At 61.5% G+C, this 26,313-nt stretch carries 24 protein-coding genes and 4 tRNA genes; 13 read left to right on the forward strand and 15 right to left on the reverse strand.

What is annotated here, in order from left to right; genetic code table 11:
• Positions 1-2: 2 nt before the first annotated feature.
• Positions 3-1,250, forward strand: a complete 1,248-nt coding sequence (locus tag ACZM22_RS00070; RefSeq protein ID WP_489542691.1) for an ABC transporter permease — start codon at positions 3-5, stop codon at positions 1,248-1,250.
• Positions 1,251-1,403: 153 nt separating this feature from the next.
• On the opposite strand, the gene ACZM22_RS00075 is transcribed toward ACZM22_RS00070, so the two are convergent.
• Complete coding sequence (locus tag ACZM22_RS00075) at positions 1,404-1,889, reverse strand: DUF4358 domain-containing protein (protein ID WP_489542692.1); 486 nt, start codon at positions 1,887-1,889, stop codon at positions 1,404-1,406.
• Positions 1,890-1,968: 79 nt separating this feature from the next.
• The gene (locus tag ACZM22_RS00080) at positions 1,969-2,889 is read right to left on the reverse strand and encodes a LysR family transcriptional regulator (RefSeq protein WP_489542693.1); all 921 of its coding nucleotides are present in this window, start codon (positions 2,887-2,889) and stop codon (positions 1,969-1,971) included.
• Positions 2,890-3,320: 431 nt separating this feature from the next.
• Between ACZM22_RS00080 and ACZM22_RS00085 the strand changes: the two genes are divergently transcribed.
• On the forward strand, positions 3,321-4,271 hold the full coding sequence (locus tag ACZM22_RS00085; protein ID WP_489542694.1) for a DMT family transporter: 951 nt from the start codon (positions 3,321-3,323) through the stop codon (positions 4,269-4,271).
• A gap of 4 nt (positions 4,272-4,275) precedes the next feature.
• Positions 4,276-5,568, forward strand: coding sequence for a metal-dependent hydrolase family protein (locus ACZM22_RS00090; protein WP_489542695.1), 1,293 nt, complete (start codon positions 4,276-4,278; stop codon positions 5,566-5,568).
• Between the two features lie 54 nt (positions 5,569-5,622).
• Here ACZM22_RS00090 and ACZM22_RS00095 read toward each other — a convergent pair whose 3' ends face one another.
• From ACZM22_RS00095 to ACZM22_RS00115, 5 genes are all read right to left on the reverse strand, one after another.
• Positions 5,623-6,396, reverse strand: a complete 774-nt coding sequence (locus ACZM22_RS00095; protein WP_489542696.1) for an inositol monophosphatase family protein — start codon at positions 6,394-6,396, stop codon at positions 5,623-5,625.
• Positions 6,393-7,985 (reverse strand): N-acyl-D-amino-acid deacylase family protein, encoded by a 1,593-nt coding sequence (locus ACZM22_RS00100; RefSeq protein ID WP_489542697.1) that lies wholly within the window; start codon positions 7,983-7,985, stop codon positions 6,393-6,395. The genes ACZM22_RS00095 and ACZM22_RS00100 overlap by 4 nt, the downstream gene beginning before the upstream one ends.
• 12 nt (positions 7,986-7,997) lie before the next feature.
• A complete protein-coding gene (locus ACZM22_RS00105; RefSeq protein WP_489542698.1) occupies positions 7,998-9,197 on the reverse strand; it encodes a sensor histidine kinase in 1,200 nt (399 codons plus the stop codon).
• Complete coding sequence (locus ACZM22_RS00110; RefSeq protein WP_489542699.1) at positions 9,194-9,874, reverse strand: response regulator transcription factor; 681 nt, start codon at positions 9,872-9,874, stop codon at positions 9,194-9,196. The genes ACZM22_RS00105 and ACZM22_RS00110 overlap by 4 nt, the downstream gene beginning before the upstream one ends.
• 162 nt (positions 9,875-10,036) lie before the next feature.
• The gene (locus ACZM22_RS00115) at positions 10,037-10,966 is read right to left on the reverse strand and encodes a DUF4340 domain-containing protein (RefSeq protein WP_483267622.1); all 930 of its coding nucleotides are present in this window, start codon (positions 10,964-10,966) and stop codon (positions 10,037-10,039) included.
• 247 nt (positions 10,967-11,213) lie between these two features.
• Here ACZM22_RS00115 and rpsO point away from each other — a divergent pair, with 247 nt between their 5' ends.
• Together rpsO and ACZM22_RS00125 are read left to right on the forward strand one after the other, a co-directional pair.
• Positions 11,214-11,480, forward strand: a complete 267-nt coding sequence (gene rpsO / locus ACZM22_RS00120; protein ID WP_022135710.1) for a 30S ribosomal protein S15 — start codon at positions 11,214-11,216, stop codon at positions 11,478-11,480.
• A gap of 177 nt (positions 11,481-11,657) precedes the next feature.
• Positions 11,658-13,808 (forward strand): polyribonucleotide nucleotidyltransferase, encoded by a 2,151-nt coding sequence (locus ACZM22_RS00125; RefSeq protein WP_483267621.1) that lies wholly within the window; start codon positions 11,658-11,660, stop codon positions 13,806-13,808.
• On the opposite strand, the gene ACZM22_RS00130 is transcribed toward ACZM22_RS00125, so the two are convergent.
• Positions 13,801-14,094, reverse strand: a complete 294-nt coding sequence (locus tag ACZM22_RS00130; RefSeq protein ID WP_489542700.1) for a hypothetical protein — start codon at positions 14,092-14,094, stop codon at positions 13,801-13,803. The two genes, ACZM22_RS00125 and ACZM22_RS00130, sit on opposite strands and share 8 nt — an antisense overlap.
• 177 nt (positions 14,095-14,271) lie before the next feature.
• Here ACZM22_RS00130 and ACZM22_RS00135 point away from each other — a divergent pair, with 177 nt between their 5' ends.
• The 4 genes from ACZM22_RS00135 to ACZM22_RS00150 all read left to right on the forward strand — a co-directional run bounded on the left by ACZM22_RS00135 (position 14,272) and on the right by ACZM22_RS00150 (position 19,346).
• Positions 14,272-16,272: a DNA gyrase/topoisomerase IV subunit B gene (locus ACZM22_RS00135; RefSeq protein ID WP_489542701.1), complete on the forward strand. Its 2,001-nt coding sequence runs from the start codon at positions 14,272-14,274 to the stop codon at positions 16,270-16,272.
• Positions 16,273-16,285: 13 nt separating this feature from the next.
• Positions 16,286-18,526: a DNA gyrase subunit A gene (locus ACZM22_RS00140; RefSeq protein WP_489542702.1), complete on the forward strand. Its 2,241-nt coding sequence runs from the start codon at positions 16,286-16,288 to the stop codon at positions 18,524-18,526.
• A 23-nt stretch (positions 18,527-18,549) separates the two neighbouring features.
• Positions 18,550-19,185 carry a hypothetical protein gene (locus ACZM22_RS00145; protein ID WP_489542703.1) on the forward strand — a complete coding sequence of 212 codons (636 nt, stop codon included), beginning with the start codon at positions 18,550-18,552 and terminating at the stop codon, positions 19,183-19,185.
• An 85-nt stretch (positions 19,186-19,270) separates the two neighbouring features.
• A tRNA-Gly gene (locus tag ACZM22_RS00150) sits at positions 19,271-19,346 on the forward strand.
• 211 nt (positions 19,347-19,557) lie between these two features.
• On the opposite strand, the gene ACZM22_RS00155 is transcribed toward ACZM22_RS00150, so the two are convergent.
• The 3 genes from ACZM22_RS00155 to ACZM22_RS00165 form a co-directional block, all read right to left on the reverse strand.
• Positions 19,558-20,445, reverse strand: a complete 888-nt coding sequence (locus ACZM22_RS00155) for a YitT family protein (protein WP_489542704.1) — start codon at positions 20,443-20,445, stop codon at positions 19,558-19,560.
• Positions 20,446-20,520: 75 nt separating this feature from the next.
• Positions 20,521-20,808 (reverse strand): sigma-70 family RNA polymerase sigma factor, encoded by a 288-nt coding sequence (locus ACZM22_RS00160; RefSeq protein WP_483267615.1) that lies wholly within the window; start codon positions 20,806-20,808, stop codon positions 20,521-20,523.
• A complete protein-coding gene (locus ACZM22_RS00165) occupies positions 20,789-21,022 on the reverse strand; it encodes a hypothetical protein (RefSeq protein WP_483267614.1) in 234 nt (77 codons plus the stop codon). Before ACZM22_RS00165 ends, ACZM22_RS00160 begins: the two co-directional genes overlap by 20 nt.
• Positions 21,023-21,109: 87 nt before the next feature.
• Between ACZM22_RS00165 and ACZM22_RS00170 the strand changes: the two genes are divergently transcribed.
• From ACZM22_RS00170 to ACZM22_RS00180, 3 genes are all read left to right on the forward strand, one after another.
• Positions 21,110-21,185: transfer RNA gene (locus tag ACZM22_RS00170), tRNA-Thr, on the forward strand.
• A 9-nt stretch (positions 21,186-21,194) separates the two neighbouring features.
• Positions 21,195-21,279 (forward strand) — tRNA-Tyr (locus ACZM22_RS00175).
• A gap of 456 nt (positions 21,280-21,735) precedes the next feature.
• The gene (locus ACZM22_RS00180) at positions 21,736-22,491 is read left to right on the forward strand and encodes an XRE family transcriptional regulator (RefSeq protein ID WP_484440354.1); all 756 of its coding nucleotides are present in this window, start codon (positions 21,736-21,738) and stop codon (positions 22,489-22,491) included.
• 46 nt (positions 22,492-22,537) lie between these two features.
• On the opposite strand, the gene ymfI is transcribed toward ACZM22_RS00180, so the two are convergent.
• Positions 22,538-23,272: an elongation factor P 5-aminopentanone reductase gene (ymfI, locus tag ACZM22_RS00185; protein ID WP_489542705.1), complete on the reverse strand. Its 735-nt coding sequence runs from the start codon at positions 23,270-23,272 to the stop codon at positions 22,538-22,540.
• Between the two features lie 111 nt (positions 23,273-23,383).
• Between ymfI and ACZM22_RS00190 the strand changes: the two genes are divergently transcribed.
• Positions 23,384-23,459 (forward strand) — tRNA-Val (locus ACZM22_RS00190).
• A gap of 83 nt (positions 23,460-23,542) precedes the next feature.
• Here the strand turns inward: ACZM22_RS00190 and ACZM22_RS00195 are convergent.
• From ACZM22_RS00195 to ACZM22_RS00205, 3 genes are all read right to left on the reverse strand, one after another.
• Positions 23,543-24,748 carry a tyrosine-type recombinase/integrase gene (locus ACZM22_RS00195; protein ID WP_489542706.1) on the reverse strand — a complete coding sequence of 402 codons (1,206 nt, stop codon included), beginning with the start codon at positions 24,746-24,748 and terminating at the stop codon, positions 23,543-23,545.
• Between the two features lie 90 nt (positions 24,749-24,838).
• Positions 24,839-25,027, reverse strand: a complete 189-nt coding sequence (locus tag ACZM22_RS00200) for a helix-turn-helix domain-containing protein (protein WP_489542707.1) — start codon at positions 25,025-25,027, stop codon at positions 24,839-24,841.
• Complete coding sequence (locus ACZM22_RS00205; RefSeq protein WP_489542708.1) at positions 25,017-25,931, reverse strand: tyrosine-type recombinase/integrase; 915 nt, start codon at positions 25,929-25,931, stop codon at positions 25,017-25,019. The genes ACZM22_RS00200 and ACZM22_RS00205 overlap by 11 nt, the downstream gene beginning before the upstream one ends.
• Between the last annotated feature and the right edge of the window lie 382 nt (positions 25,932-26,313).

The raw sequence follows: 26,313 nt of genomic DNA on the forward strand, positions 1-26,313 counted from the left end.
CGATGTTAGAAAATATCAATCTCGCCTTTCAGGGCGTGTGGAGCCACAAGATGCGGTCGTTCCTGACCATGCTGGGCATCATCATCGGTATCGCGGCCATCATCACCATCGTATCCACCATTCAGGGCACCAACGAGCAGATCAAGCAGAACCTCATCGGCGCCGGCAACAACGTGGTCCGCGTGCAGCTGACCCAGGACGGCAATGAGATAAGCCTGGACTACTCCGACATTCCCCAGGGCGTCAGCACCATCACGGAGGACATGCGCAGCGAGATGAGCCAGCTGGGCAGCGTGGCGGATGTGTCCCTGTACCACCAGCGGCAGTGGCCCGACGGCGTGTACGTGGGCGATACGTCCTTCAGCGGCAGTCTGTACGGCATCGACAGCCACTTCCTGTCTGCGGCGGACTACGCCGTCAACTACGGCAGATCCTTTGTGGAGTCGGACTTCGCCAGCTGCCGGAAGGTGGCGCTCATCGACACCAAGAGCGCCCAGAGCCTGTTTCAGGGCGAGAATCCCATCGGCGGCACTCTGGAGATCAGCGGCGAGCCCTTCACCGTGGTGGGCGTGGTGTCCTCCCGCGTGTCCTCGGAGCCGGTCATCAACAACATCAATGACTACTACATGTACTCCGGCAGTACCTCCGGCACCATCTTCATCCCCGACAGCTGCTGGCCCATCGTCTATCGTTACGATGAGCCCCAGTATGCGGCGGTGCGGGCGGTGTCCACCAACGACATGACCACCGCCGGCAACAATGTGGCGGAGTACCTCAACAGCCACGTTATCTCCGGCGACACCTACAAGTACCAGTCCAAGGACCTGCTGCAGCAGGCCAGCCAGCTGCAGAGCCTGTCCGAGAGCTCCAACCGGCAGCTCATCTGGATCGCCGCCATCTCCCTGGTGGTGGGCGGCATCGGCGTCATGAACATCATGCTGGTGTCTGTGACGGAGCGTACCCGCGAGATCGGCCTGAAGATCGCCATCGGCGCGCAGCAGAGCCGTATCCGCTGGCAGTTCCTGACGGAGGCCGCCGTGCTCACCAGCATGGGCGGCATCCTGGGCGTGGCCTGCGGCATCGGCCTGGCGGAGATGATGTCCCACATCATGGGCACACCGGTGGCTATCAGCGTACCGGCCTGCATCATCGCCGTGGCCTTCTCTATGGTCATCGGCGTGGTGTTCGGCTTCGTACCGGCGGTGAAGGCCTCCAAGCTCAACCCCATTGAGGCCCTGCGCCGCGAGTAAGAGACGCGAAATATACAAAAAGAGAGAGGTCCTGCTGTGCAGGACCTCTCTCTTTTTGTATGGATTCCGCCTGCATCATCCTATGCAGGGACGAAGGCGCGGACGACCAGACATTTCTTCATACCACATAGGGCGGGAAAATGCAGCGTAACGTCAAAATCTGGCCAGAAATGCGTCGGGCACGGTGCAGCCCTCCGGCAGCACCTCCAGCACCACGTAGCTCCCGTTGACGGACACAGTGGCGCTGTTTTTCCACATGGCGGCCTCGTCCGGATACATGGTATCGTTGGCCATGGTGTCCACACGGGCCTGGAAGATGTCGCGCACCTTGGCTGCGTCGGCACTGTCAGCCACCTCCACCATGGCTACCTCGCAGGAGGTGGCAGTGGGGGAGAGGAAGAACACCGACTGCTTCAGTTGGATGTCCGCGATGCCGGGGTAGTAGCCGTTCAGCATCTCCACCGCCGTTTCCTCCAGCAGGGCGGGGGCGTTGTCGCCCAGCTCCTCGTTGACCTGGGCGATGGCTGCTTCATAGGCGGCGCGCAGATCCACGGACTGACCGCCGCCGGACGTGTCCTTACCGCAGGCGGTCATGGCCAGCATCAGCAGGGCCATGCAGAATACACACAGTTTTTTCATCGAAAACACTCCTTTCATCGGGCGGCAGAACACCGCCTCTGCCATTTCTGACGGCACGGGGCGGCGTTTCGTTCCGCATTCAGCGGACAGTGGGGGGCGGGGCGTTCCAGCCGTCGGGAAAATTGGCCAGCACCCAGCGGCGGGTGTGGTCAATGAAGGCCCGGGTGCTGTTGGACAGGGCGTTCCTGTCCTTGACGCAGATACCGATGTTCCGGTAAAACGGCTGGGGCAGAGAGCAGGACACCAGCGGATAGGCACAGCGGTAGAGCATCAGTTCCTCCATGATGCTGATGCCCAGCCCGCTGGACACCATGGCCAAGATGGTCTGATCCTGCTGGACGGTGTATTGGATCTTCGGCGTGATGCCCAGCGTGTCGAACACCGCCTGGATCTCATAGTCGTCGCCCTCGTCCAGCAGGATCAGGGGATACTGCTCCAGCGCCGCAGGCGGGAAGGGGTTCGCACCCGCCAGCGGGTGGTCGCAGGGGACGATGACCTTCCACTGGTCCCGCTGGAGAATCCAGCAGTCCAGATACTTTTCAACAGGGGCGGGGAGGCTGATGAAGCCGCAGTCCGCCCGTCCGTTCAGCACCCAGTTGCCAATCTCGCTGTTGAAGTTGGAGGGCAGCAGCTCAAACTCGATATGGGGGTAGTGGGTCTGAAAGGTCTTGAGGATGTTGGGCAGCCACTTTTCGGACACGCTGGTGAAGGTAGCCACCTTGACAAGACCTGTCTCCAGACCCCGCAGGTCGGCGGCCTGCTGCTCCAGCTGGTGCTGCATGGCGCACATCTTCTCGAAGTAGGGCAGCAGCGCCCGTCCGTCCGCCGTGGGGGTGACGCCGCCGTGGCTGCGGATCAGCAGGGGCACACCCAGCTCCTCCTCCAGTGAGCCGATGGCGTGGCTGACGCCGGACTGGGTAAAGTTCATCTCCCGCGCCGCGGCAGTGAAGCTGCCGCACTCCACGGTCTTGAGGAATATCTGATATTTCGCAACGCTCATGGGCGCACGCTCCTTTCCCGATGCAAGTATAGCATATCCGTCAGCCCTGTGCAAAGTTTTTTTCATGGTTTTGATGATTATGATGCGTTTTACAAATCCCCGCACTTGTGGTACATTAAAGACACGTTAAGAAAAACCGCAGAAAGGAGGCGCTGAAGCATGGGTCCGAGTTTCGTGATGGCCGCTCTGGCCGGTCTTCTTGTGGTAGTCGGCATCGTCAGCAAAGTCACCAGCAAGTAAGTCTTTTCCGTTTTTTCAGGTTTCACCTCCCCCCGTGGCGGCACCATCTCCCTGTCGCCGGTACGCTCGTCCGCTTCCTGCGGGCGGGCGTATTTTTTACCAGAGGGGCGGGAAATCTTGCATCTTTTTCACTTTTATGGTATAGTGAGCGGCATTAAGATCCCGCACACCGCGGGCAAAAGGAGCTTATCATGACACAGAAAAGGATCCATACGCTGTCGCTGCTGGCGGCCATCACCGCAGCCGTCATCTTCGGCATGAGCTTCATGTTCTCCAAGCTGGCGCTGGAGAAGGCGGCCCCCACAGTGCTGCTGGCGGTGCGATTCACCGTGGCGGTGGCGGCCATGACGCTGGTGATCCTGGTCAACGCGCTGGTGGGAAAGCTGCGGGGGCGGCCGCTGTTCACCTTCTCCCTGCGGGGCAAGCCGGTGTATCAGCTGCTGCTTCTGGGCATCGTGCAGCCGGTGGCCTACTTCATCTTCGAGAACTACGGTATCCTGTACACCTCGTCAGCGGTGGCGGGCACCATCATCGCGGCGGTGCCGGTGTGCTGCATCCTGATGGACGTGCTGGTGCTCCACGAGAAGGTGACGCTGAAGCAGGTACTGTGCGCCGTGTGCGCTATCGGCGGTGTGGCGCTGATCTCCGCCGGAGGGGCGGTGATGGTCTCGGCGCTGGGCATGCTGTTCCTGCTGCTGACCATGCTCAGCGACACGCTGTACTACGGCATCAGCCACAGCGCCGCCAAGCTGTTCACCCCGTTCGAGATGACCTACGTCATGTTCGTGGTAGGCATGGTGGTGTTCATCCCCTTGGCGCTGCTCCACGCCGGAGGGCTGACCAGCCCCATGATCCTGGAGCCCTTGCAGGACGGGCAGTTCTGGCTGGCAGTGCTGTATCTGGGGCTTTTGTCCTCGGTAATGGCCTATGGACTGCTGAATTTCGCCAACAGCCACCTGTCCGTGTCGGAGACATCACTTTTTTCCAACGTCACCACGGTGGTGTCTGTGCTGGCGGGCGTGGTGCTGCTGAAGGAATCCTTCAGTGTGTGGCAGATGCTGGGCGTGGTCATCATTCTGGTGTGCGTATTCGTGGCCAATGTATCCGGAAAAGAAACAAGATCTCACTCTCAGGAGGTCTGAGACAATGTATAAGAATGAAAAACGCTATGCGCTGGTAAACGGCGTGCTGCTGGACGGCACCCGTGATATGGCGCCCCAGACGGGGAAGGTCATCTGCGTGGACGGCAGCCGTATCGCCGTCGTCACCGACGGAGCGGCGCCCGCGGGGTACGAGACGGTGGATCTGGGCGGGCAGTACGTGCTGCCCGGGCTCATCAACCTGCATGTCCACCTGCCGGCCTCCGGCAAGCCCAAAAAGAAGCCCTCCGACCCCAAAAAGCTGGTGAAGCTCATCACCTCCAACGGCCTGATGCGCCGCGTGGGCATCCGCCTGTGCGAGGGCTACGCCAAGATGGAGCTGCTCAGCGGCGTCACCACCATCCGCACGGTGGGCGGTGTGGCGGATTTTGACACCATTATCCGCGATCAGGCGGCGGCAGGGGCCATCCTGAGCCCCCGCGTGGTGGCGTCCAACATGGCGGTATCCGTGCCCGGAGGCCACATGGCAGGCTCCCTGGCCTACGAGGCCCGCACGCCGGAGGAGGCTGCGGCCTGCGTGGAGAAGATCGCGGCGGAGAAGCCCGACCTCATCAAGCTGATGATCACCGGCGGCGTCATGGACGCCGAGGTGGTGGGTGAGCCCGGGGTGCTGCGGATGCAGCCGGCGCTGGTGAAGGCCGCCTGCGATAAGGCCCACGCTCTGGGCATGAAGGTGGCGGCCCATGTGGAGAGCCCCGAGGGCGTCCGCGTGGCGCTGGAAAACGGCGTGGACTCCATTGAGCACGGAGCCAGACCGGACGCGGATATCCTGCGGCTGTTCAAGGAGCGGGGTGCGTTCCAGGTATCCACCATCTCCCCCGCCGTGCCCTACGCCCTGTTTGACCGCAGCATCTCCCACGCCACCTACGAGCAGCAGGCCAACGGCCTTGTGGTGTTCGAGGGCATTGTGGCGCTGGCCAAGGCGTGTCTGGCGGAGGGTATCCCCGTGGGACTGGGCACCGACACCGGCTGCCCCTACATCACCCACTATGACATGTGGCGGGAGCTGTGCTACTTCGTGAAGTACTGCGGCGTGACACCCGCCTTCGCGCTGCACAGCGCCACGCTGCTGAACGCGGAGCTGGCGGGCATTGCCGACGTTACCGGCTCCGTGGAGGCCGGGAAGGCCGCGGACCTTATCGTGTGCCCTGCGGACCCGCTGGCGGATCTGACGGCCCTGCGCAGGCTGTCCATGGTCATCCGCGACGGCTGGCGCCTCGAAAACCCCACTGTGAAGAAGATGCCGGAGGTGGAGCGGGAGCTGGACAAGTTCCTGTAAGCGCTTCCACGGAAAATAAGAGGGACGACCCTGCGGGCCGTCCCTCTTTCGTCGTTACAGTTCCAGCTCCTTGAGGACGCTGTGGCACCTGGCGTTGCTGGCGAACACCGACGAGGGCCGCAGCACATTGGGCGCGGTATCCGAGAAGTCGGTGACGATACCGCCGGCCTCCGTGATAACCAGGCTGCCGGCAGCGTAGTCCCAGGGAGACAGGCAGCACTCGCCGAACACCTCCACCCGTCCCGCCGCCACCTGGCACAGGTCCAGAGCCGCCGCGCCGAAGCGGCGGAAGTCCAGCCCCTTTTCGTACAGCTGGCGGATCAGGGAGAAGTTCTGCTCCGTCAGGCTGCGGTCGTAGATGGTGGAGCCGCAGAGGAACACGGCGTGGGCCATGTCCCGCTCACTGACCCGGATGGGCAGGCCGTTGCAGAACGCACCGCCATCCTTCTGAGCGGAGAACAGCTCGTCGGCAAAGGGGTCGTAGACCACGGCGTACTGCGTCTGGCCGTCCTGAGCCAGCGCCACGGAGATGTCGCTGTAATGCAGGCGGCGGACGAAGTTGGTGGTGCCGTCAATGGGGTCCACGATGAAGGTCCACGGACGGGTCAGGGTCGTGTGATCCCCCTCCTCGCCCAGAAAGTCCGCCTCCGGCAGCAGGGCCAGCAGCTCCCGCTGCAGAAAGCCCTGCACCGCCACGTCGTACTTGGTGACGAGGTCGGCGGCGCCGTGCTTTTCCATGGTGGCCCGCTCGATGTCATGAGCCTCGCGGACGATGTCGCCGGCGCGGCGGACGACGCCCTCCAGCTGATGCAGCATATCTGTTCTCATATGAGTTCCCTCCTGATGACCGTACCGGCGTGTGCGCCGGTGAGTGTATCGTGTATGACCGCCGGCTGCCCCGCCACCAGCACGGCGTCCAGTCCGGACGCCATCCGGCAGGGACACCGGTAATCGCCGTTTTCCCGCAGCTGTGCGGGATCAAAGACGCAGAGGTCCGCGTCCATCCCCTCCGCGATGACGCCCTTGTGCCGCAGGCGCAGGGCCCGGGCGGGCAAAGCCGTCATCTTCCGCACCGCCTGCTCCAGCGTCAGGGCATGTTTTTTCATGACAAAGTGCTGGATGAGCCGGGGGAACGTGCCGTAGACCCGCGGGTGGGGCATGCCCTCCGTGGGATAGGTGGAGTCGGAGATCAGGTTGGACAGGTCACTTTGCAGGATGGCGATGATGTCCTCCTCCGACGCCATGAAGTCGATCATGGTGATCTGGCCGTCCTCCCGCACCAGCAGGTCGCAGCAGCAGTCCAGCGGGTCCTGCCCCGTCAGGGCCGCGATCTGGGAAAGGCTCTTGCCCAGGAACGGGTGATCCTCGGGGCAGTGAAGGCTGGTGAGGTAGATGCCGTCCCAGCCGGCCAGACGGGCGATGTCATCAAACCCGCTGCCGCTTTCGATGCGCCGGGCCAGCTCCCGACGGGCAGTGGGGTCTCTCAGACGGCGGACCACCGCGTCCATGCCGCCCTCCAGAAACTCCGGCGGCAGGATGTGCAGCAGCTGGGTGGAGCCGGCGGTGTAGGGGTAGACGTCGCAGCTGACGTCCAGTCCCTCCTGCCGCGCCTGCTCTAAAAGCGCCAGCGCACGGGGGATCTTTTTGCCCCAGCTGTCCCGCCCCATGGCTTTCAGATGGCTGATGTGCAGAGGGATGCGGAGTGTCCGCGCCACGGTGAGCATCTCCTCCACGGAGGTGCAGACACCGGCGCCTTCCTGCCGCATATGGACGGTGAGGGGGATGTCCTGCCCCCGCAGGGGCTCCAGCGTATGGATCAGCTCCTCCGTGGTGCAGAAGCACTCCGGCGCGTAGCCAAGTCCCAGCGATACGCCCAGAGCGCCGTCGCCCAGAGCACGCTCCATGGCGCGGTGGATGGCGCGGTAGTGCGCTTCGTCCAGATGCTCCAGCTCGTAACCGGCGGTGTCCGCCCGCAGAATGCCCGCGCCTACCAGCATGCCGGTGTGCAGGGGCAGGTCCCGCAGCGCTGCCAGATAGGCGGCCAGAGACGCTGAGGGCAGGGTATCCGGTATATCGCCGGTGATGGGCCGCAGGTAGGCGCGGATAGTGGCGGCGTGGTCCGGCCCGAAGGGGGCGGCGGACAGGCCGCAGTTGCCGTTGACGATGGTGGTCAGGCCCTGCCGCAGCTCCAATGAGCCGTAATCGGGGCGAAAGGCTGCGGCGTCGGCGTGGCGGTGGATGTCGATGAAGCCCGGGGTCACGGTGCGGCCGGCGACATCCATAGTACGGCCCGCCGCGGCGGCGGACAGGTCGCCGACAGCGGTGATGGTCCCGCCGGTAATGCCTACGTCGGCGGGGAAGGCGGGACGGCCGGTGCCGTCGATCACCGTGCCGCCGCGGAGAATGGTGTCAAACATGGTTTCGCCTTTCTATTTCCCCTGCTGGCAGGGGAGGGTGATGGTAAAGCGGGTAATGCCGCCGCTGCTGTCGCAGCGGATGGCGCCGTGGTGGGCCTCCGCGATGGCCTTGGCGATGGGCAGGCCCAGACCGAAGCTGTCGCCGCCGGTACGGGACTCGTCGGCCCGATAGAACCGGTCGAAGATATGAGGCAGCTTGTCGGCGGGGATGTCTGCGCCCCGGTTCTCCACCTGTACACAGGCGTTCCGGCCCTGCCGCAGGGCGTCCAGCCGGATCTCCGTGTGGGGCGCGGCGTATTTGATGGCGTTGTCCAGCAGGACGGCCACCGCCTGAGCCAGCTTCTCCCCGTCGCCCCGCACCGTCAGGTCCGGCGCGATGTCGTAGGACAGGGTATGGCCTGCCTCGAAGGCCACCGGTTCGAACCGCAGGGCGGCGTCCGCCGCGATGTCGGAAAGGTCCGCCGCCGCGTCCGGCAGGTGCGCGCCGCTGCGCTCCACCCGGGACAGGGTCAGCATATCCTCCACCAGCCGCTTCATGCGGTGGGACTCGGCGCGGATGTTATCCACATACTGCTTCTGCTCCGGCAACGCGGACTGGTCCAGCAGCTCCGCCGAGGACAGCACCACCGTCAGGGGCGTTTTCAGCTCATGGCTGGCATCGGACAGGAACTGCTTCTGCTGCTGCCACGCACGGGCCACCGGCCGCGTCACCGCACCGCTGAGCACATAGCTGCAGGCGAACAGCACCGCCAGCGCCACAAATCCGATGAGCAGGCTGCCGGTCAGCAGGCCGCGGAGGGTGGCCTGCTCCAGCGTGCTGTCGGTAAAGGCGATGCGGGTGGACAGAAGCCCCACGCTCCGCAGATAGCGCAGGTGGTAGTCCGCCAGCACGCCCTCGTCCTCCTGAGCCGACAGGGCGGCGGTGACGATGTCCGCCAGCGCTGACTTGTCCGTCAGGTCGTAGTAGCCGTTGCCGGAGACGCGGACGGTGCCGCTGGCGTAGACCTCCGCCACGAAGCAGGGCAGGGTGGACCCGTCCGGCTGGGACAGGTCGTAAACGCCGGTCCGGACGGCCTCCTCCATCTGCTGGCGGACGCTGCGGGACAGGGCGGAGCGGGCAAAGAAGAACACGGCGGCGAACACGGCCAGCAGTACGCAGAACACCATACCCATGTTCAGGCCCACCACCTTCCAGCGGAGACGGCGGATCATGATACCGCCTCCTCCAGGCAGTAGCCCACCATGCGCAGTGTTTTGATCTGTACGCGGGAGCGCAGATGGGCCAGCTTCCGCCGCAGGAAGGAGATGTAGACCTCCACATTATTATCCTCGGCGGCGGAGTCGTAGCCCCATACCTTTAAGATCAGCTGCTCCTTGGATACGATCTGGCTGCCGTTTTTCATCAGCAGCTCCATGAGGTCGTACTCCCGACGGCTCAGCCGGACGGACCGGTCGCCGCAGGACAGCAGAAACGTGGACTGCTGGAGATGCAGGTCACCGAAGACGGTGGCGCCGCTGTCCGCCGTCTCGCCGCCCCGCCGCAGCAGGGAGCGGATGCAGGCCAGCAGCTCCTCCGTCTCAAAGGGCTTGGTCAGGTAGTAGTCCGCGCCGCAGTCCAGACCCCGCACCCGATCGCTGAGATCGCTGCGGGCCGTCAGCATCAGCACCGGCACCGTCTCGCCGCCGGCGCGGAGCTGCTGCAGCAGGGAAAAGCCGTCCAGCTCCGGCAGCATGGCGTCCAGCAGCACCAGATCGTAAATGCCGCTGCGGGCGTTGTCCAGGCCGGACACGCCGTCATAGCTGACATCCACGGCGTAGCCCCGCCGGTGCAGCAGCTCCGCCAGCGTGCCCGCCAGACGCTTTTCATCCTCCACGATCAGAATACGCACAGGCAGCCCTCCTTTTTTCGCCTTGATTTATACCACAAAAGGGTGCGTTTTGCAAGGCCGGCTCCGCATGTGAAGGCACGCGGTCCTGCCGGCGTCTATTCGGCTGAAATGCGGCCGAAAGGATACCCCCATGCTGACGCATGGGGGTATCCCTGGATTTTTTCAGTTCAGGCCGGTCTCCGCCAGCGTCAGCAACTGCACCAGCGACGTCTCCTCCATGCGGTAGATGGTGGGATCGTCGTTGACGGTGACGTAGCGGCCGCCGCTGCCATCGGGCAGACCCACAGTCAGCGTCAGGGTGGACTCGGTGCCCAGCTCGTTGGTATAGGTCACCAGCGCCTGAGCGTCCGGCGCATCCAGCCCGCAGATAGCGGCGGCGCCCTCGGCGGGATCATAGTCCACGCAGGCGGTGACGGACAACCGGCCCAGCTCCTCCACCAGCGCGGCGGTGGCCTCCGTGACATCGCGGCTGCCCACCTTGCGCACGCCGTCCACCACGCGGATGTTGACCAGGACGTTCTCCCCGCCCTGTACCGCGGCGGACAGCAGGTTCTCCTCGGTAATGACCGGCAGCACCGGCAGCGCCGCCATGTCGTAGATGCTGCCGTCCAGCAGCTGGAAGATCTTCACGGCGTTATCGGACACCAGGCGCACGGTGCCATCCTCGGCGCAGCGCATGTACCAGTCGCCGGACTCCGCCTGATCGCCCCGGGCGAAGGTCAGGGTCTCGCCGTCCGCCGTGACGGCCAGCGTGATCTTTGTGTCATCCAGCCCGTAGTCGGCCAGATCCTCCTCCGCCACCCGCACCGGCGAGGCCGCCGTCATGGCGGCAGCCGCCTCCACCAGCGCCGGCATGGCCTCCTGATCCAGCGGGAAGGTGGTGTCGTCCTGCCAGTACCAGGTCTCGTCCTCGCGGCTGAACCGCAGCACCTGGCTGTCGTCGGACAGCACCAGCGCCGTGATGCCCTCCGGCGGCAGCGCCGTCTGGACGGCGGCGTCCGCCTCCTTGCTCTGGGTGTCCGCGCCGCTGCCGCAGGCGGTCAAAAGCGCCGCCGTCAGCAGCAGCGCGATGATGGATACATAGCGTTTCATTGGAAAAATTCTCCCCTTTCTGCTCTGAGACCCCGACAGTATAACAGTTCTACCTGAAAAAGTGAAGAACAAAACGTGAACAAATGCGATTTTACGGAAAAATCCACTTTACAAACCGGTTTTTTTATGGTAGCATTTCAAGGTACGCGACTACGTCGCACTGCCCCTTGCCTTAGCTGCGCGGAGCGATCCATCTCTCCCACGGCTCAGGATGCGGGCGTAATTCAAGAAAGGTGGAAACACAACTATGATGCTGAAAGACCAGAAGACCTCCATCATCGAGGCCAACCGTACCCATGAGACCGACACCGGCTCCCCCGAAGTGCAGGTCGCTATCCTGACCGAGCGCATCAACCAGCTGACCGCTCACCTGAAGGTGCATCCCCACGACTTCCACAGCCGCCGCGGTATGCAGATGATGATCGGTAAGCGCCGCCGTCTGCTGGACTATCTGGCCAAGAAGGACATCGAGCGTTATCGTGCCCTGATCGCCAAGCTGGGTCTGCGTAAGTAAGTTGAAACAGGGTGATGTGCGTGCGCGCATCACCCTTCTTTCACATTCTGTACCAGTCTGTATCCTCACCCTTAGCAGTTGAAAATGCGTCGAAACCGGCGGCTTCGGGGCATTTTCAAGTGCTAACGGCGACGGATCGCGGTACAGGATGCTAATTCACAAAAAAGGAGAAATGTCATGTCAACGATCATCACCAAGCGTCAATTCCCCCACTATCACAAGTACACCATGGATCTGGCAGGCCGTCCCCTCACGCTGGAGGTGGGCAAGCTGGCCGAGCTGGCCAACGCCGCCGTCATGGTGGGCTACGGCGATACCCGCGTGCTGTGCTGCGTCACCGCCGCGCCCCGTCCCCGTGACGGTATCGACTTCTTCCCTCTCAGCGTGGACTTTGAGGAGAAGATGTACTCCGTGGGCCGCATCCCCGGCAGCTTCAACCGCCGCGAGGGCCGTCCCGGGGAGAAGGGCATCCTGACCAGCCGCGTCATCGACCGCCCCATCCGCCCCCTGTTCCCCTACGACTTCCGCAACGACGTGTCCGTGATGTGTACCGTCATGGCCGTGGATCACGACTGCTCTCCGGAGATCGCCGCCCTCATCGGCACCTCCGCCGCCCTGGCTATCTCCGACATCCCTTGGAACGGCCCTGTGGCCGCCCTGAAGGTGGGCCTGGTGGACGGCAAGCTGGTCTTTAACCCCGACGCCGAGCAGCGTAAGGTCAGCGATCTGGACGTCACCGTGGTGTCCACCGCCAAGAAGGTGGTCATGATCGAGGCCGGCGCCAACGAGGTGCCCAACGATGTCATGTTCGAGGCCATCCGCTCCGCTCACGAGGAGAACCAGAAGCAGATCGCCCTCATCAACCAGATGGTGTCCGAGATCGGCAAGCCCAAATTCGACTACCCCCACGCCGACTTCGATCAGGAGCTGTTCGACAAGATCGTGGCCGCCACCATGGACGATGCCAAGGCCGCCATGGATACCGACGACAAGAACGTCCGCGAGGCCCGCTGGAACCAGCTGATCGAGAAGTGGCACGAGCTGTTCCTGGAGGACTATCCCAACATGGATCAGTATCTGGACGAGATCACCTACAAGTTCCAGAAGAAGATCGTGAAGGCCTGGCTGCTGGAGGGCCACCGCGTGGACGGCCGCCAGAAGAACGAGATCCGCCCGCTGGACGCCGAGGTGGGCGTGCTGCCCCGTGTCCACGGCTCCGGCCTGTTCACCCGCGGCCAGACCCAGGTGCTGAGCGTGGCCACGCTGGATACCCTGTCCGCCAACCAGAAGCTGGATACCATCTGGGAGGAGACGGAGAAGCGCTACATGCACCACTACAACTTCCCCGGCTACTCCGTGGGCGAGGCCAAGCCTGCCCGCAGCCCCGGCCGCCGCGAGATCGGCCACGGCGCGCTGGCTGAGCGCGCTCTGCTGCCCGTCATTCCTCCGGTGGAGGAGTTCCCCTACGCCATCCGCGTGGTGTCCGAGGTGGTTTCCTCCAACGGCTCCACGTCTCAGGGCTCCATCTGCGGCTCCACGCTGGCCCTGATGGACGCCGGCGTGCCCATCAAGGCCCCTGTGGCCGGCATCTCCTGCGGCCTGATCCAGGACGACGACGGCAGCTTCACCACCTTCATCGACATCCAAGGCGTGGAGGACTTCCACGGCGAGATGGACTTCAAGGTGGCCGGCACCAAGAAGGGCATCACCGCCATCCAGATGGACCTGAAGAATGACGGTCTGACCATGGAGATCATCAAGAACGCGCTGGATATCACCTACGACGCCCGTGTGCAGATCCTGGACCAGGTGATGCTGCCCTGCATCGCCGAGCCCCGCGCCGAGGTGAGCAAGTACGCGCCCAAGATGCTGACCATGCACATCGATCCCGATAAGATCCGCGACGTCATCGGCAAGGGCGGCTCCGTCATCCAGAAGATCGTGGCCGAGTCCGGCGCCAAGATCGACATCGACGACGACGGCACCATCCACATCGCCTCCCCTGACGCGGAGAGCTGCGCCATCGCCAAGAAGTGCATTGACGACATCGTGTTCGTGCCCGAGGTGGGTCAGCTGTACTACGGCCGCGTGGTGCGCCTGATGACCTTCGGCGCTTTCGTGGAGCTGGCTCCCGGCAAGGATGGTCTGGTACACATCTCCAAGCTGGCTGACCACCGCATCGAGAAGGTGGAGGATGCCTGCAAGATCGGCGACATGATGTGGGTCAAGGTCACGGAGATCGACGAGAAGGGCCGCGTGAACCTGAGCCACAAGGACGCCATGAAGGAAATCGCCGCCAAGGAAGCCGCCGGCGAGCCCATCAAGTAAGTCCGTTTATCCGGTTTTTCCGAAAGGACCGCCTGTTGGCGGTCCTTTCGCTTGCCGCGGCACTTTCTCCTGCGGCCAATGTCGTGGGGAAAAGAGGCCCTGTCGAAAAGTGCGGGAAACTGTGGGAAACAGGGGAAACAATACCCATTCCGCCGGAAAACCAGAAAATGGTGATTTCTCCGGCAATTATGGTAAATCCCACGGTTTTGCGCACTTTTTTACCGGCTTTATGTTGACATAACAGTTGTGGAAAACCATGTGGAAACTGTGGAAAGCCTTTTTCCACCAAGGGTTTTCCCAGTTGCGCTCCTGTTATTTTTTGCGGGAATCTGTAAACCTTTTTGGGTCGGAGGATCTTTTAGACGAAGTGCGGCGCATACCGCGGCGGCGAGACTTGCATTGACGGGAAAAATACGGTAGAATAACAGAAAACGATTGGCTCGGTGTATGCCGGAGGAATAATATGGCAAAGAAAAACGTATACGACAACGAGAGTATCTCCAGTCTCAAGGGCGCGGATCGGGTCCGGAAACGGCCCGGTGTTATTTTTGGCTCCGACGGGCTGGAGGGCTGCGAGCACGCGGTGTTTGAGATCCTGTCCAACGCCATCGACGAGGCCCGCGGCGGCCACGGAAAGCTCATCACCGTCACCCGCTTTCTGGACCGGTCGGTACAGGTGGAGGATATGGGCCGCGGCTGCCCCGTGGACTGGAACGAGAAGGAGGGGCGCTACAACTGGGAGCTGGTGTTCTGCGAGCTGTACGCCGGCGGCAAGTACGACAACGAGAACAGTGAGAATTACGAGTTCTCTCTGGGTCTCAACGGCCTTGGCTCCTGCGCCACCCAGTACGCCTCCCGCTACATGGACGTCACCGTGTGGCGCGAGGGCCGGGAGTACCGCCTGCACTTCGAGCGGGGCGAGATCGCGGGCCAGCTGGAGAGCACGGAGCTGACCACCAATAAAAAGCGGACCGGCACCACCATTCGCTGGCTGCCGGATCTGGAGGTGTTTACCGACATCGCCGTGCCGCTGGAATACTATCAGGACGTGATGAAGCGGCAGGCAGTGGTGAACGCCGGTGTCACGTTCCGTCTGCGCAATGAGACGGCCCCCGGGAAATTTGAGACCCAGGAGTTTCTGTATGAAAACGGCATCGCCGACTATATCCGCGAGCTGGCGGGGGAGGACTCCCTGACAGAGCCGGTGTTCTGGGAGGCGGAGCGCCGTGGCCGCGACCGCGCGGACAAGCCGGAGTACAAGGTGAAGCTCAGCGTGGCACTGTGCTTTTCCAACCGCGTGGCCCTATGCGAGCACTACCACAACTCCAGCTTTCTGGAGCACGGCGGCAGTCCGGAGAAGGCCACCCGCTCGGCCATGGTGTCCGCCATCGATAAATACCTGCGGGACAACAACAAATACACCAGAGGCGAATCGAAGATCACGTTTCCCGACGTACAGGACTGCCTCATTTTGGTGAGCAACAACTTCTCCACCCAGACCAGCTATGAGAACCAGACCAAGAAGGCCATCACCAACAAGTTCATTCAGGAGGCCATGACGGAATTCCTCCGCAGCCGCATGGAGATCTACTTCATTGAGAACAAGGAGGCGGCGGAGAAGATCGCAGCTCAGGTGCTCATCAACAAGCGCAGCCGCGAAACGGCGGAGCGCACCCGCATCAACCAGAAGAAAAAGCTGACGGAGAAGATCGACATTGCCAACCGCGTCCAGAAATTCGTGGACTGCCGCACCAAGGACGTGGAGCGCCGGGAGATCTACATCGTGGAGGGCGACTCCGCACTGGGCGCCTGCAAGCAGAGCCGCGACGCGGAGTTCCAGGGCCTGATGCCCGTCCGCGGCAAGATTTTGAACTGTCTGAAGGCCGATTATCCCCGCATCTTCAAAAGTGACGTCATTACCGACCTGATGAAGGTGCTGGGCTGCGGCGTGGAGGTCAGCGGCAAAGCGGTGAAGGATCTGAACCAGTTCGACCTGAGCAATCTGCGGTGGAGCAAGGTGGTCATCTGCACCGATGGCGATGTGGACGGCTTCCAGATCCGCACGCTGATTTTGACCATGCTGTACCGCCTGTGCCCCACCCTGATCCGGGAGGGCTACGTCTACATCGCGGAGACGCCGCTGTTTGAGATCACCTGCAGGGAAAAGGGCGGCGAAAAGACGTGGTTCGCCTACTCCGAGCGGGAGAAGGCGGACATCCTCAAGGAGCTGTCCGGCAAAAAGGTAAACGTCCAGCGCTCCAAGGGACTGGGCGAAAACGATCCGGAGATGATGTGGATGACCACCATGAACCCCGAGACACGGCGGCTCATCCGCGTGCTGCCGGAGGACGCTGAGGAGACGGCCCGCGTCTTTGACCTGCTGCTGGGCGACAACCTGTCCGGCCGCAAGGACTATATCGCGGAAAACGGCTGCCGCTACCTGGACATGATCGACGTCAGCTGAGAAAGGAACCCTGATGGCAAAAAAGAAAACGGAAGAAAAAACCGTCCACCGTCCCGCCGACCCCAACGTGATGGGCCTGCGGGGCGCGGTGGTGGAGCAGCCCATCACCCGTACGCTGGACGAGAACTATATGCCCTACGCCATGTCGGTCATCGTCAGCCGCGCCATACCGGAGATCGACGGCTTCAAGCCCTCCCACCGCAAGCTGCTGTACACCATGTACAAGATGGGCCTGCTCACCGGCGGACGCACCAAGTCCGCCAACATCGTGGGCCAGACCATGCGCCTGAATCCCCACGGCGACCAGGCCATCTACGAGACCATGGTGCGTCTGGCCAAGGGCAACGAGTCCCTGCTGCACCCCTTCGTGGACAGCAAGGGCAACTTCGGCAAGGTGTACTCCCGGGACATGGCCTACGCCGCCAGCCGCTACACGGAGGCGAAGCTGGCCCCCATCTGCGCCGAGCTGTTCCGGGATCTGGACTGCGACGCCGTGGACTTTGTGGACAACTACGACAACACCATGAAGGAACCGTCGCTGCTGCCCACCACGTATCCCAACGTGCTGGTGTCCGCCAATCAGGGCATCGCCGTGGGCATGGCCAGCCAGATCTGCGGCTTCAATCTGGGCGAGGTGTGCGACACCACCATCGCCTTTCTGAAAAATCCCGACCACGACATCTCCTCCACGCTGCTGGCGCCGGACTTTCCCACTGGCGGCCAGATCATCTGCGATGGCGATGACCTGCGCAGCATCTACGCCACGGGACGCGGCGGCCTGAAGGTCCGTGCCCGCTGGCGCTATGACAGGAGCGAGAACGTCATCGAGGTCTACGAGATCCCTTATTCCACCACCATCGAGGTCATTCTGGACAAGGTGGCGGAGCTGGTGAAGGCCGGCAAGGTCAAGGAGATCAGTGACATGCGGGACGAGACGGACCTCAGCGGCCTGAAGCTGGCCATCGACCTGAAGCGGGGCGTGGACCCTGACAAGCTGATGGCCAAGCTGTTCCGCCTGACGCCCTTGCAGGACACGGTAAGCTGCAACTTCAACATCCTCATCGCCGGTATGCCCCGGGTCATGGGAGTGGGGGAGATCCTCACCGAGTGGACAGCGTGGCGCACCGACTGCGTCAAGCGCCGCGTGTACTATATCCTCAGCAAAAAGAAGGAAAAGCTCCACCTGCTGCAGGGCCTGAAGCGCATCCTGCTGGACATCGACAAGGCCATCCGGATCATCCGCGAGACAGAGGAAGAATCCGAGGTCATCCCCAACTTGATGATCGGCTTCGGCATCGACCAGGTGCAGGCGGAGTACGTGGCGGAGATCAAGCTCCGCAATATCAATAAGGAGTACATCCTCAAGCGGGTGCAGGAGACGGCGGCGCTGGCCGATGAGATCGACGATCTGGAGGACACGCTGGCCAAACCCGGACGCATCCGCCGCATCATCATCGACGAACTGACAGAGGTGCGGAAGAAGTACGCCGTGCCCCGCCGCACCGAGATCGTATACAGCCACGAGCTGCCGGAGGAGCCGGCGGAGGACGCGCCGGAGGACTATCCCGTCCACCTGTTCCTCAGCCGTGAGGGCTATTTCAAGAAGATCACGCCCCAGTCCCTGCGGATGTCCGGCGACCAGAAGTACAAGGAGGGCGACGGCCCCAGCCAGTACTTCGAGGCCACCAACAACACGGAGCTGATGTTCTTCACCGACAGGCAGCAGGTCTACAAGACCCGCGCCAGCGAGTTCGGCGAGACGAAAGCCTCGCTGCTGGGCGACTATCTGCCCGCCAAGCTGGGGCTGGATGCAGGGGAGAATGTGATCTTCCTGTGCCTGCCCGGGGATTACAGCGGCAGCCTGCTGTTTGCCTTTGAGAACGGCCGCGTGGCCCGCGTCAGCCTCAGCGCCTACGCCACCACCTCCAACCGCCGCAAGCTCACCGGCGCCTACTGCGAAAAGTTCCCGCTGGTACAGATCCTGCCCCTGACGGAGGATCGCGAGCTGGCGCTGCTGACCAATGAGCCCCGGGCTCTGCTGGTACACACGGCACTGCTGGCGCCCAAGACCACCCGCGGCACCCAGGGTGTGCAGGTCATGAATATCAAGCCCAAATACCATCTGGAGCGGCTGGCCGATGTGGCCGACACCGGCATCACCAACCAGGCCCGCTACCGTACCCGCACCATCCCCGCCGCCGGCGCCCTGCTGCGGCCGGAGGACAGTGAGGAAAAGCAGCTGGAGCTTCTGTAAAACGCCGGAAAGGAGGATATCCCATGAAGAAAAGAGCGCTGCCGCTGCTGCTGGCGGTGCTGCTGTGCCTGACGGGCTGCGGCAGCTTTCTCCAGCGGGAGTGGTACGAGGTCAAGGACCACAGCTCCTCCTATTATGAGGGAAGCGGCCGCGGCGTGCTGCAGGCCGACACCTATCAGGATCTGGTAAACGACATTCTCCTTCTGGTGGGCAACCACACAGAGGAGGGTACCATCCGCCTGTACTATGGAGGGGAGGGCCTGGACGCCACGGACGCGGCGGAGATGGCCTGCCGCGAGGTGGAGCATGACACGCCCCTGGGCTCTTACGCCGTGGAGTACCTGCAATACACGCTGGACGACTCCGCCCGCAATTACAGCGAGATCACCGTCACCATCAGCTACCGCTGCACTGCCCAGCAGATGGCAAGCATCGCCCACGTCACCAATACCTCGGCCCTGCGGGACCTGCTGGCTCAGGCTCAGGACGAGGGTCTGACGGAGCTGGTGGTGCAGTTCAGCAGCACCGACAGCTCCGCCGCCGATATCGAGCGGCTGATCCGTGAGGTGGAGCGCTCCGCAGGCGGAGCAGACTGGCTGGTGCGCTTCTATCCGGATTGGGACAGCGTGGGTCTGGTGGAGATCCTGCTGGTACACTGAGCGGACCACATCCGAAGAAAACGGAAAAACAGAAAATGCAGGGTTGACAAACCGGCGCTTATACGCTATAATCAACCTTGCGTTTGCGGGCGTAGCTCATCTGGTAGAGCGCGACCTTGCCAAGGTCGAGGTAGCGAGTTCGAGCCTCGTCGCCCGCTCCATAAATCACCACCCATTTGGGTGGTGATCTTTTTCGCGTGCTCCTCGGCGCTCACCGCCGTGTCAACCAACTCCCAGCCGCTGCCGCGGCCGGCAGTCGGGACACTTCCTCGAAACCGCCTCGCTTCATCCGCAGCAGGCGGCGCTTCGGCGCTTTCCTCCATGCAAAAAAAGGCTCCCATCTGCCAGATGGAAGCCTTTTCGTATGCTGCGTCAGTTCAGATGCCTCCGGTAGTTGCCGCCGGTGTGGACGCCCTCCTGCACGATGAAGAACGCCTTGGGATCCATCTCCTGCATCACCTGCTGCAGCGTGCCGATCTCGTACTTGCTCAGGCACACGCACAGCACCTGTACCTCGTCGCCGGTATAGGCGCCGTGGGCCGTCCAGTACGTCACGCCGCGGTCCAGCTTTTCGATGATGAAGCGGACCAGCTCCGGATTATTCTTCTTGGTGAAGATCAGCATCTCCACGTTGACGTTCTGCTGGTGCAGTTTATCCAGAAACAGGTTGTTCAGGATATTGTAGATAGCGGAGTAGATGGCCGTGGTGGCGTTGAACAGGAACAGGCACAGCATGTACAGACATACGTTGAAGCAGATGCAGAACCGGCCCACGGTGAACTTGGGATTCTTCTTGCTGAGGTACAATCCCAGAATGTCCAGGCCACCGGTGGAACAGCCGCAGCTCAGCACCAGCCCCGCGGCGAAGCCCACGCCCAGGCCGCCGATAAGGCAGCTGGTCAGCGGGTCTGCGATGATGGGCACGGCGGGGGAGGGAATCAGCGCCGAAAAGATGGAGTTGCACACGGTGACGATGGTGGCCTTGACGAAAAACGTTCGCCCCAGTCCCCGATAGGCCAGATAGAACATGGGCAGATTCGCCAGCAGGTACAGCAGGCCCGCCAGATCGAAGGGCACATTCACCCCCGCCCGCGTCACCAGCAGGGTACGGATCACCTGGCACAGACCGTAGGCGCCGCCTGCGTAGAAGCCCTGAGGCACGATGAACAGGTTGATGGCCGACGCCATGATGGCGGCGCCCACGATGCCGCCCAGCAGGCGCAGCCCGCGCTCATGCAGGATCTTATTATAGACGGACACTTTGTTCCCTCCTCTCCGGTAACAAAAGGCATTATATGCACGAGAGCCTGCAAAGTCAAGGGATATTTTTGAAAATTACAGGCTATATTGCAAGATGTGATGCAATCTGTGCCGCGCACGGCACAAGGTGCGGGACACGGTGGACTTGTTGACCCCCAGACGCCCCGCGATCTGGGCCATATTCAGCTTTTCGTAGTAGTACAGATGCAGCATCTCCTGCTGGCGGGGTGTTAATTCCTCCGTCATGGCACGGGACAGGTTGTGCAGCAGCCGCTGCCGCCGCTGGCTGTTGTCGCCGGCCTGCTGCTGCATCCACTGGTGCAGGCCGGCGATGTCCATGGGATCAAAGGCGGAATGGATCATAACTCCGGTCACTCCTGTCGTAGTAATGGGCCGTCAGCCGTGCCAGCTGGCGGCACTGGCGCAGCATGGGCTGCAGCTCTGTCAAACGGCGGCGCAGTTGGCGGGCGCTGTCCGGATCGTCGGCGGTCCGGAGGTCCAGCCGCAGCTGCTCCATGCGCCTCTGGATGCGCTGGGCGCTGTCCTCATACAGCGGTGACAGTTCGGCAAGTTTCACGCGCGATCACTCTCCTTCATTTCTTGCGTAAAAAATGTGTTGACAAACCCCGAAAGTTCTGTTAGAATAAACTGCGCTGATGGAGATGCTGGTGTAGCTCAGCTGGTAGAGCAGCTGATTTGTAATCAGCAGGTCGGGGGTTCGAATCCGTCCACCAGCTCCAAGTGAATATGGGGGATTTCCCGAGTGGCCAAAGGGGACAGACTGTAAATCTGCTGGCAACGCCTTCGGTGGTTCGAATCCACCATCCCCCACCAAAAAGTACCGATCACCGTCAGGTGGTTGGTACTTTTTATTTGGTGGGGATAGGTGGAGTCGAGGTTTATGCCCCGCAGGGGTAAATCCACCATCCCCCACCAAATATTCCCGACGGTCGTCTGGCCGGCGGGGATATTTTTTTGGTGGGGATAGGTGGAGTCGAAGTTTATGCCCCGCAGGGGTAAATCCACCATCCTCGTCAAAAATACCGATTGCGCATCTGTGCGGTCGGTATTTTTATTTTCCCCTCCCAATACCGCTGCGCCCGTCACGGCGCAGCGGTTCTCTTCTATTTCGAAAACCAGTTTTCTTGTTGACTTGTACAGCGTATCACAAGAATCTTGTAATGTCAAGTCTATTTTTTCAAGTTTCTTGTTAAAATAGATTGACAAAACCAAGGATCTGGGTTAGGATAGGGACAGAATTTGTCGAAATCTGGCGAGGAGGCGTTTCCCATGAGTTTTTGTGAGCAGCTGCAGAAGCGGCGGAAGGAGCTGGGCCTGAGCCGCACGGAGCTGGCCGCCCGCCTGGGCGTTTCCCCCTCAGCGGTGGGCAACTACGAGACCGGCGTCAGCGCCCCTAAGGAGGAGGTACTGCTGCGGCTGTTCGACGCGCTGGAGGTGGACCCCAACTACCTGTACCGCGGCAGCTTCCGCCACATTGGCGGCATCCAGTCCGATGAGGAGCGGAAGCTGCTGGAGAAATACCGCCGCTTGCCGCTGTCCGGTCGTCAGACGGTCCACACGCTGGTGGACGCACTGGACATCATGGTGGCAGAGGAGCAGCGGCTCCGTCCCCGTCAGGAGCGGCGTACCATCCCGCTGTACCAGTCTCCGGCGGCGGCAGGCTTTGCCGCCCCTGTATTCGGCGAGGACTATACCCTCGTCCCCGTGGAAGGTGACGTGCCCCCCGGCGCAGAGCTCGCCGTCCGCATCCAGGGTGACTCCATGATGCCCCAGATCGCCGACGGCGACGTGGTCTACGTGAATCACGATCCCCTGCAGAACGGCGACGTAGGCATCTTCTGCGTGGACGGCGACATGCTGTGCAAGCAGTATTACCGCGATGGCTTCGGCATGGTCTATCTGTTCTCTCTGAACCGCGCCCGGGCCGATATGGACGTAACGTTCCACCGCGACAGCGGCCGCAGCCTCACCTGCTTCGGCCGCGTCATGATCCACGGCCAGCCCCTGCCCCAGCAGCATATGTAAAGAAAAAGGCGCACGGCCAAGCCGTACGCCTTTGCATTGTTGTGAATTACAAAATGAAGCCGCCGTCGACGGTAAGCACCTGTCCCGTGATGAAGGACGCCCGTTGGTCCGCCAGGAATGCCACCGCCTCGGCGATGTCCTCCGGCGTACCCAGCCGTCCCAGCGGCGTCTCCTCCGCCAGCTGCGGCAGCACCGCGGGCGGCAGGGCGTTCAGCATATCGGTGCGGATAACACCGGGCGCCACGCAGTTGACGCGGATGCCGGAGGGCGCCAGCTCCGCCGCCAGTGAACGGGTCAACCCGATCAGCGCCGCCTTGGTGGCGGCATACGTCACCTCGCAGCTGGCGCCGCGCAGCCCCCAGATGGAGGAGATATTGACGATGCAGCCCTCGTGCTCATGCAGCATCCGGGGCAGCACGGCCTGGATGGTGTGGAACGCGCCATCCACGTTGACGGAGAAGTATCGGTGCCACAGCTCGTCGCTGATGTCCTGAAACAGCGCCTGTCCCGCCACACCAGCGTTGTTCACCAGCAGCGACACGGGACCGAAGGCGTCCTCCACCTGCCACACCATGTCGTTGACCTGCTGCCGGACGGACACGTCGGCCTGCACGGCCATGGCCCGCTGTCCCGCCGCCGTCAGCTCCTCCACCAGCGCGTCAGCACAGTCCTGCCGTTCCCGATAGTTGATGCAGACGGCGTAGCCCGCCGCTGCCAGCTTCCGCACCGCGGCGCGTCCGATGCCGCGGGAGGAGCCCGTCACCAGTGCGATCTTTTCCATGTAGCACCATCTCCTTGCGTAGTCTTGCCGCCAGTATAACAAATTTTCGGCGGCATGGCAAGAAAAGTGTTGACAATCGCGGTACTTTGCGGTAATATACCATTGTTGTCTGCGCGGTTAGCTCAGCTGGTAGAGCACATGCTTGACGTGCATGGGGTCACAGGTTCGAGTCCTGTACCGCGCACCATCGGGAACCCTTGAAACCACTTGGTTTCAAGGGTTTTTGCTTTGCCCAAAAGTGGATTTAGCCTTATTTTTAGCCTTATGAAGTCACCTGATAGAAACAGACTGGATAAATTGCTCCATCCGTTGGGCACTGTCCTGCTTCATTTGTTTCGTCACATGACCATACACGTCCAACGTGAACGCAGCGGTAGCGTGTCCAAGATTTTCCTGCACGGTTTTAATGTCGTCACCACTTTTGATACAGGCAACTGCGTATGTGTGGCGCAGGTCGTGAAAGCGGGTAGCTGGAGCGCCTATTTTTTTCATAATGCGCTTGAAGCAGTCATACACCGTGCGATAGGATAGATAGCCGCCGGTTTGATTGGAAAAGACAAGACCATTCTCCTGCCAGGCATCGCCCGCTTCCAGCCTCATACCGTTTTGTTTCAGCTTCTGCAAGCGAAACAGAAACACCACCGAGGGAGCAAGAGAGAGGCAGCGGGTACGGTTATTCTTCGGCAGAGAGAAGTAATATTGCCCGCCCTTTTTCTGCTCTTTGCGGAGTTGTCGTTTCACTGTCAGAATTCCGTTTTCAAGGTCAATATGCTCCCAGCTTAACCCAAGTATTTCACCCTCGCGCAGCCCAGTAAACAGCGCGATTTTATAAAGGTATTCGTGGGGACTTCCCTGTATTTCTTTCAGAAATGCAGCGACTTGATCTTCCTCCAGCGGGTGCATTTCTTTCTTGATAACGCGGGGAAGCGCACAGGCATCCGTCGGATTGACGCGCAGATAACCGATCAGCACTGCTTGCTGCATGGCCTTGTGAAAAACCCCGTGAATGTTCTTTACCGTCTTTGCCGAAAGAGGATTGACTGCTGGATCGGTCGGAGAGACAAGCCGATTGTAAAAGTGCTGTACTGTATGGGCGTTCAGGGCTTCCAGCTTGATGTTCCCAAGACGCGGTGCAATATATAACTCCACATTCTTTTTATAGAGATACGCCGTAGACGCTTTCACGCCGCCGAGATAGTCCTGCGTCCAGATGTCCAGCCATTCTCCAACCGTCAGCTTGCAGGGTGCTTTGTAGGTGCCATCGTCCAGCGACGCGGTGATTTGGCGCAGCTTCTGTGCCACTTCCTTCTGCGTCTTTCCGGTGATGCTGCGCTGGATCTGCTTGCCTGTACCGGGGTCGAAGCCCTCCGTGTAGCGACCTTGCCAGTAGGTGTAGGTTTTTCCGTTCCTTGTTGTTGTGATTTTTCTGATAGAGCCGGCACCGCCGGCTCCTTTTCCTGTTTTTATACGCGGCATATACGCTCCTTTCCGCCGCACGGAATGTACCACTTCTATGATATATCCCGCGCGGCTGTTGTGCAAGTTTAATTTCCGTGACAAAGCTCTCTACTTCCGCAGAAACTCCAGTAGGGCATCTCTCGGAATGCGTATTTGCCTGCCGATACGGACGCTTCGTATCTGTCCGCTGCGGATCAGCTCATAGGCGGTGTTGCGTCCGATGCCGAGGAGGGGCATCAAGTCCTCCACCCGCAGTGTCATGGGGAGGTCATGCGGGTCGCGGTACTTATTCTCCACGGGCAGTCCCTCCCTTCACGGACGCCAAATAGATGTTTGTCACATCAGGGCGCTCATGTCCCAGCAGGCGGGACACGGTGAAATGGGCATCCAGAGGCATCATGCCGCCATCGACGAGGGAAGTGTACTTTTCAGCGGCGTAGGTATGCCGCAGCCCATGGAAGGTAATGCGCCTGCCCGGTACGGTAGGGTCACAGATGGCGTCACGGTGGCGGAGGATGAACTGCTGCATGCCGCTGATAGCCCGGTCGGTGGGAACGCCATCCGGCACCAACAGCTTGTGGCCGCGTTCCGTTTTCTCCAGCAGCCTTTGCAGCATCATGGTAATACGGTCGTCCTCGATGGGAACAATACGCACCTTACCGCCCTTGCCCTTTACGGTGAGGGCGTTTTCCCGCAGCGCACGCTCCGCTGCGGCGGTGTCCATGCGGAAGAACTCATGGATACGCAGACCGGCGTAGCGTGCCAGATACAGGGCGAGGATGTAGTCCTCCCGCTCCTCCGCCATGGCGCGGCCAATCAGCTTGCCGAACTCCGGGTTCGTCCATGTGCGATCCTGCTGTCCGAAGCGGCGGCGTTCCAAGGCGACGCCCAGTTCTTCGTTGTCCGGCAGCGTGTATTTTGGGTAGGACATCTTGTCGTGGAAAAATCGGATGGCGGAGAGGTCGGTTTTGATGGTGCTGGCGGACTTGCCCTGCGCCTGCAAATAGAGAACATAGCTCACCAGATGCTTGCCGCTGAGGTTCTCCAGCTTTTGTAGATGGTAGTGGACAGCGAGGTAGGCGCAGAACCGCTTGAACGCCTCGTAGTAGCGATCCTTCGTGCGGAAGCTGCCCTGACGGTTGTGCCGCGCCAGCTTGTCCAACTGGGTAACGAGGGTGTTGTAAATGCCTTTTGTGGTCATATCAAGAAATCTCCTTGTAATCGTAGTCATGTTCAGATGGGCGCACTTCACCCGCTGGCACGGAGGGCCGTTTCCGGCGTATCTCCGCAAAACTGATAGACTGCCGCAGGCGGAAAGCCTTGGTGCTGCGTGCTTTTCGCGGCTTGCTTGCATGTCTGTCTCTCTTTACTTGTGCCAGGTCAGTACGCTGCGGTGTGGAGGTCTTTGACCTCTGCTCGTGTGAACAACCGCGGACACCAGGCCGCTGAACTCGGCTGCGGAAGGCTCCGCCGGTGTCCTGTGATCCGCCCGGCGACGGATCGATGGATACGCGATACCCCGTACGACCGGCACCGCACTCTGACTGCGGCATACAGGGGCGGGAGCTTGCCTCTCCCTTGAC

The sequence above is a fragment of the Vescimonas sp. genome, assembly GCF_057856985.1.

Coding starts and splice junctions, on each gene's coding strand:
- ACZM22_RS00070 (WP_489542691.1), top strand. CDS start 3: ATGTTAGAAAATATCAATCTCGCCTTTCAGGGCGTGTGGAGCCACAAG.
- ACZM22_RS00075 (WP_489542692.1), bottom strand. CDS start 1,889: ATGAAAAAACTGTGTGTATTCTGCATGGCCCTGCTGATGCTGGCCATG.
- ACZM22_RS00080 (WP_489542693.1), bottom strand. CDS start 2,889: ATGAGCGTTGCGAAATATCAGATATTCCTCAAGACCGTGGAGTGCGGC.
- ACZM22_RS00085 (WP_489542694.1), top strand. CDS start 3,321: ATGACACAGAAAAGGATCCATACGCTGTCGCTGCTGGCGGCCATCACC.
- ACZM22_RS00090 (WP_489542695.1), top strand. CDS start 4,276: ATGTATAAGAATGAAAAACGCTATGCGCTGGTAAACGGCGTGCTGCTG.
- ACZM22_RS00095 (WP_489542696.1), bottom strand. CDS start 6,396: ATGAGAACAGATATGCTGCATCAGCTGGAGGGCGTCGTCCGCCGCGCC.
- ACZM22_RS00100 (WP_489542697.1), bottom strand. CDS start 7,985: ATGTTTGACACCATTCTCCGCGGCGGCACGGTGATCGACGGCACCGGC.
- ACZM22_RS00105 (WP_489542698.1), bottom strand. CDS start 9,197: ATGATCCGCCGTCTCCGCTGGAAGGTGGTGGGCCTGAACATGGGTATG.
- ACZM22_RS00115 (WP_483267622.1), bottom strand. CDS start 10,966: ATGAAACGCTATGTATCCATCATCGCGCTGCTGCTGACGGCGGCGCTT.
- rpsO (WP_022135710.1), top strand. CDS start 11,214: ATGATGCTGAAAGACCAGAAGACCTCCATCATCGAGGCCAACCGTACC.
- ACZM22_RS00125 (WP_483267621.1), top strand. CDS start 11,658: ATGTCAACGATCATCACCAAGCGTCAATTCCCCCACTATCACAAGTAC.
- ACZM22_RS00135 (WP_489542701.1), top strand. CDS start 14,272: ATGGCAAAGAAAAACGTATACGACAACGAGAGTATCTCCAGTCTCAAG.
- ACZM22_RS00140 (WP_489542702.1), top strand. CDS start 16,286: ATGGCAAAAAAGAAAACGGAAGAAAAAACCGTCCACCGTCCCGCCGAC.
- ACZM22_RS00145 (WP_489542703.1), top strand. CDS start 18,550: ATGAAGAAAAGAGCGCTGCCGCTGCTGCTGGCGGTGCTGCTGTGCCTG.
- ACZM22_RS00160 (WP_483267615.1), bottom strand. CDS start 20,808: ATGATCCATTCCGCCTTTGATCCCATGGACATCGCCGGCCTGCACCAG.
- ACZM22_RS00180 (WP_484440354.1), top strand. CDS start 21,736: ATGAGTTTTTGTGAGCAGCTGCAGAAGCGGCGGAAGGAGCTGGGCCTG.
- ymfI (WP_489542705.1), bottom strand. CDS start 23,272: ATGGAAAAGATCGCACTGGTGACGGGCTCCTCCCGCGGCATCGGACGC.
- ACZM22_RS00195 (WP_489542706.1), bottom strand. CDS start 24,748: ATGCCGCGTATAAAAACAGGAAAAGGAGCCGGCGGTGCCGGCTCTATC.
- ACZM22_RS00205 (WP_489542708.1), bottom strand. CDS start 25,931: ATGACCACAAAAGGCATTTACAACACCCTCGTTACCCAGTTGGACAAG.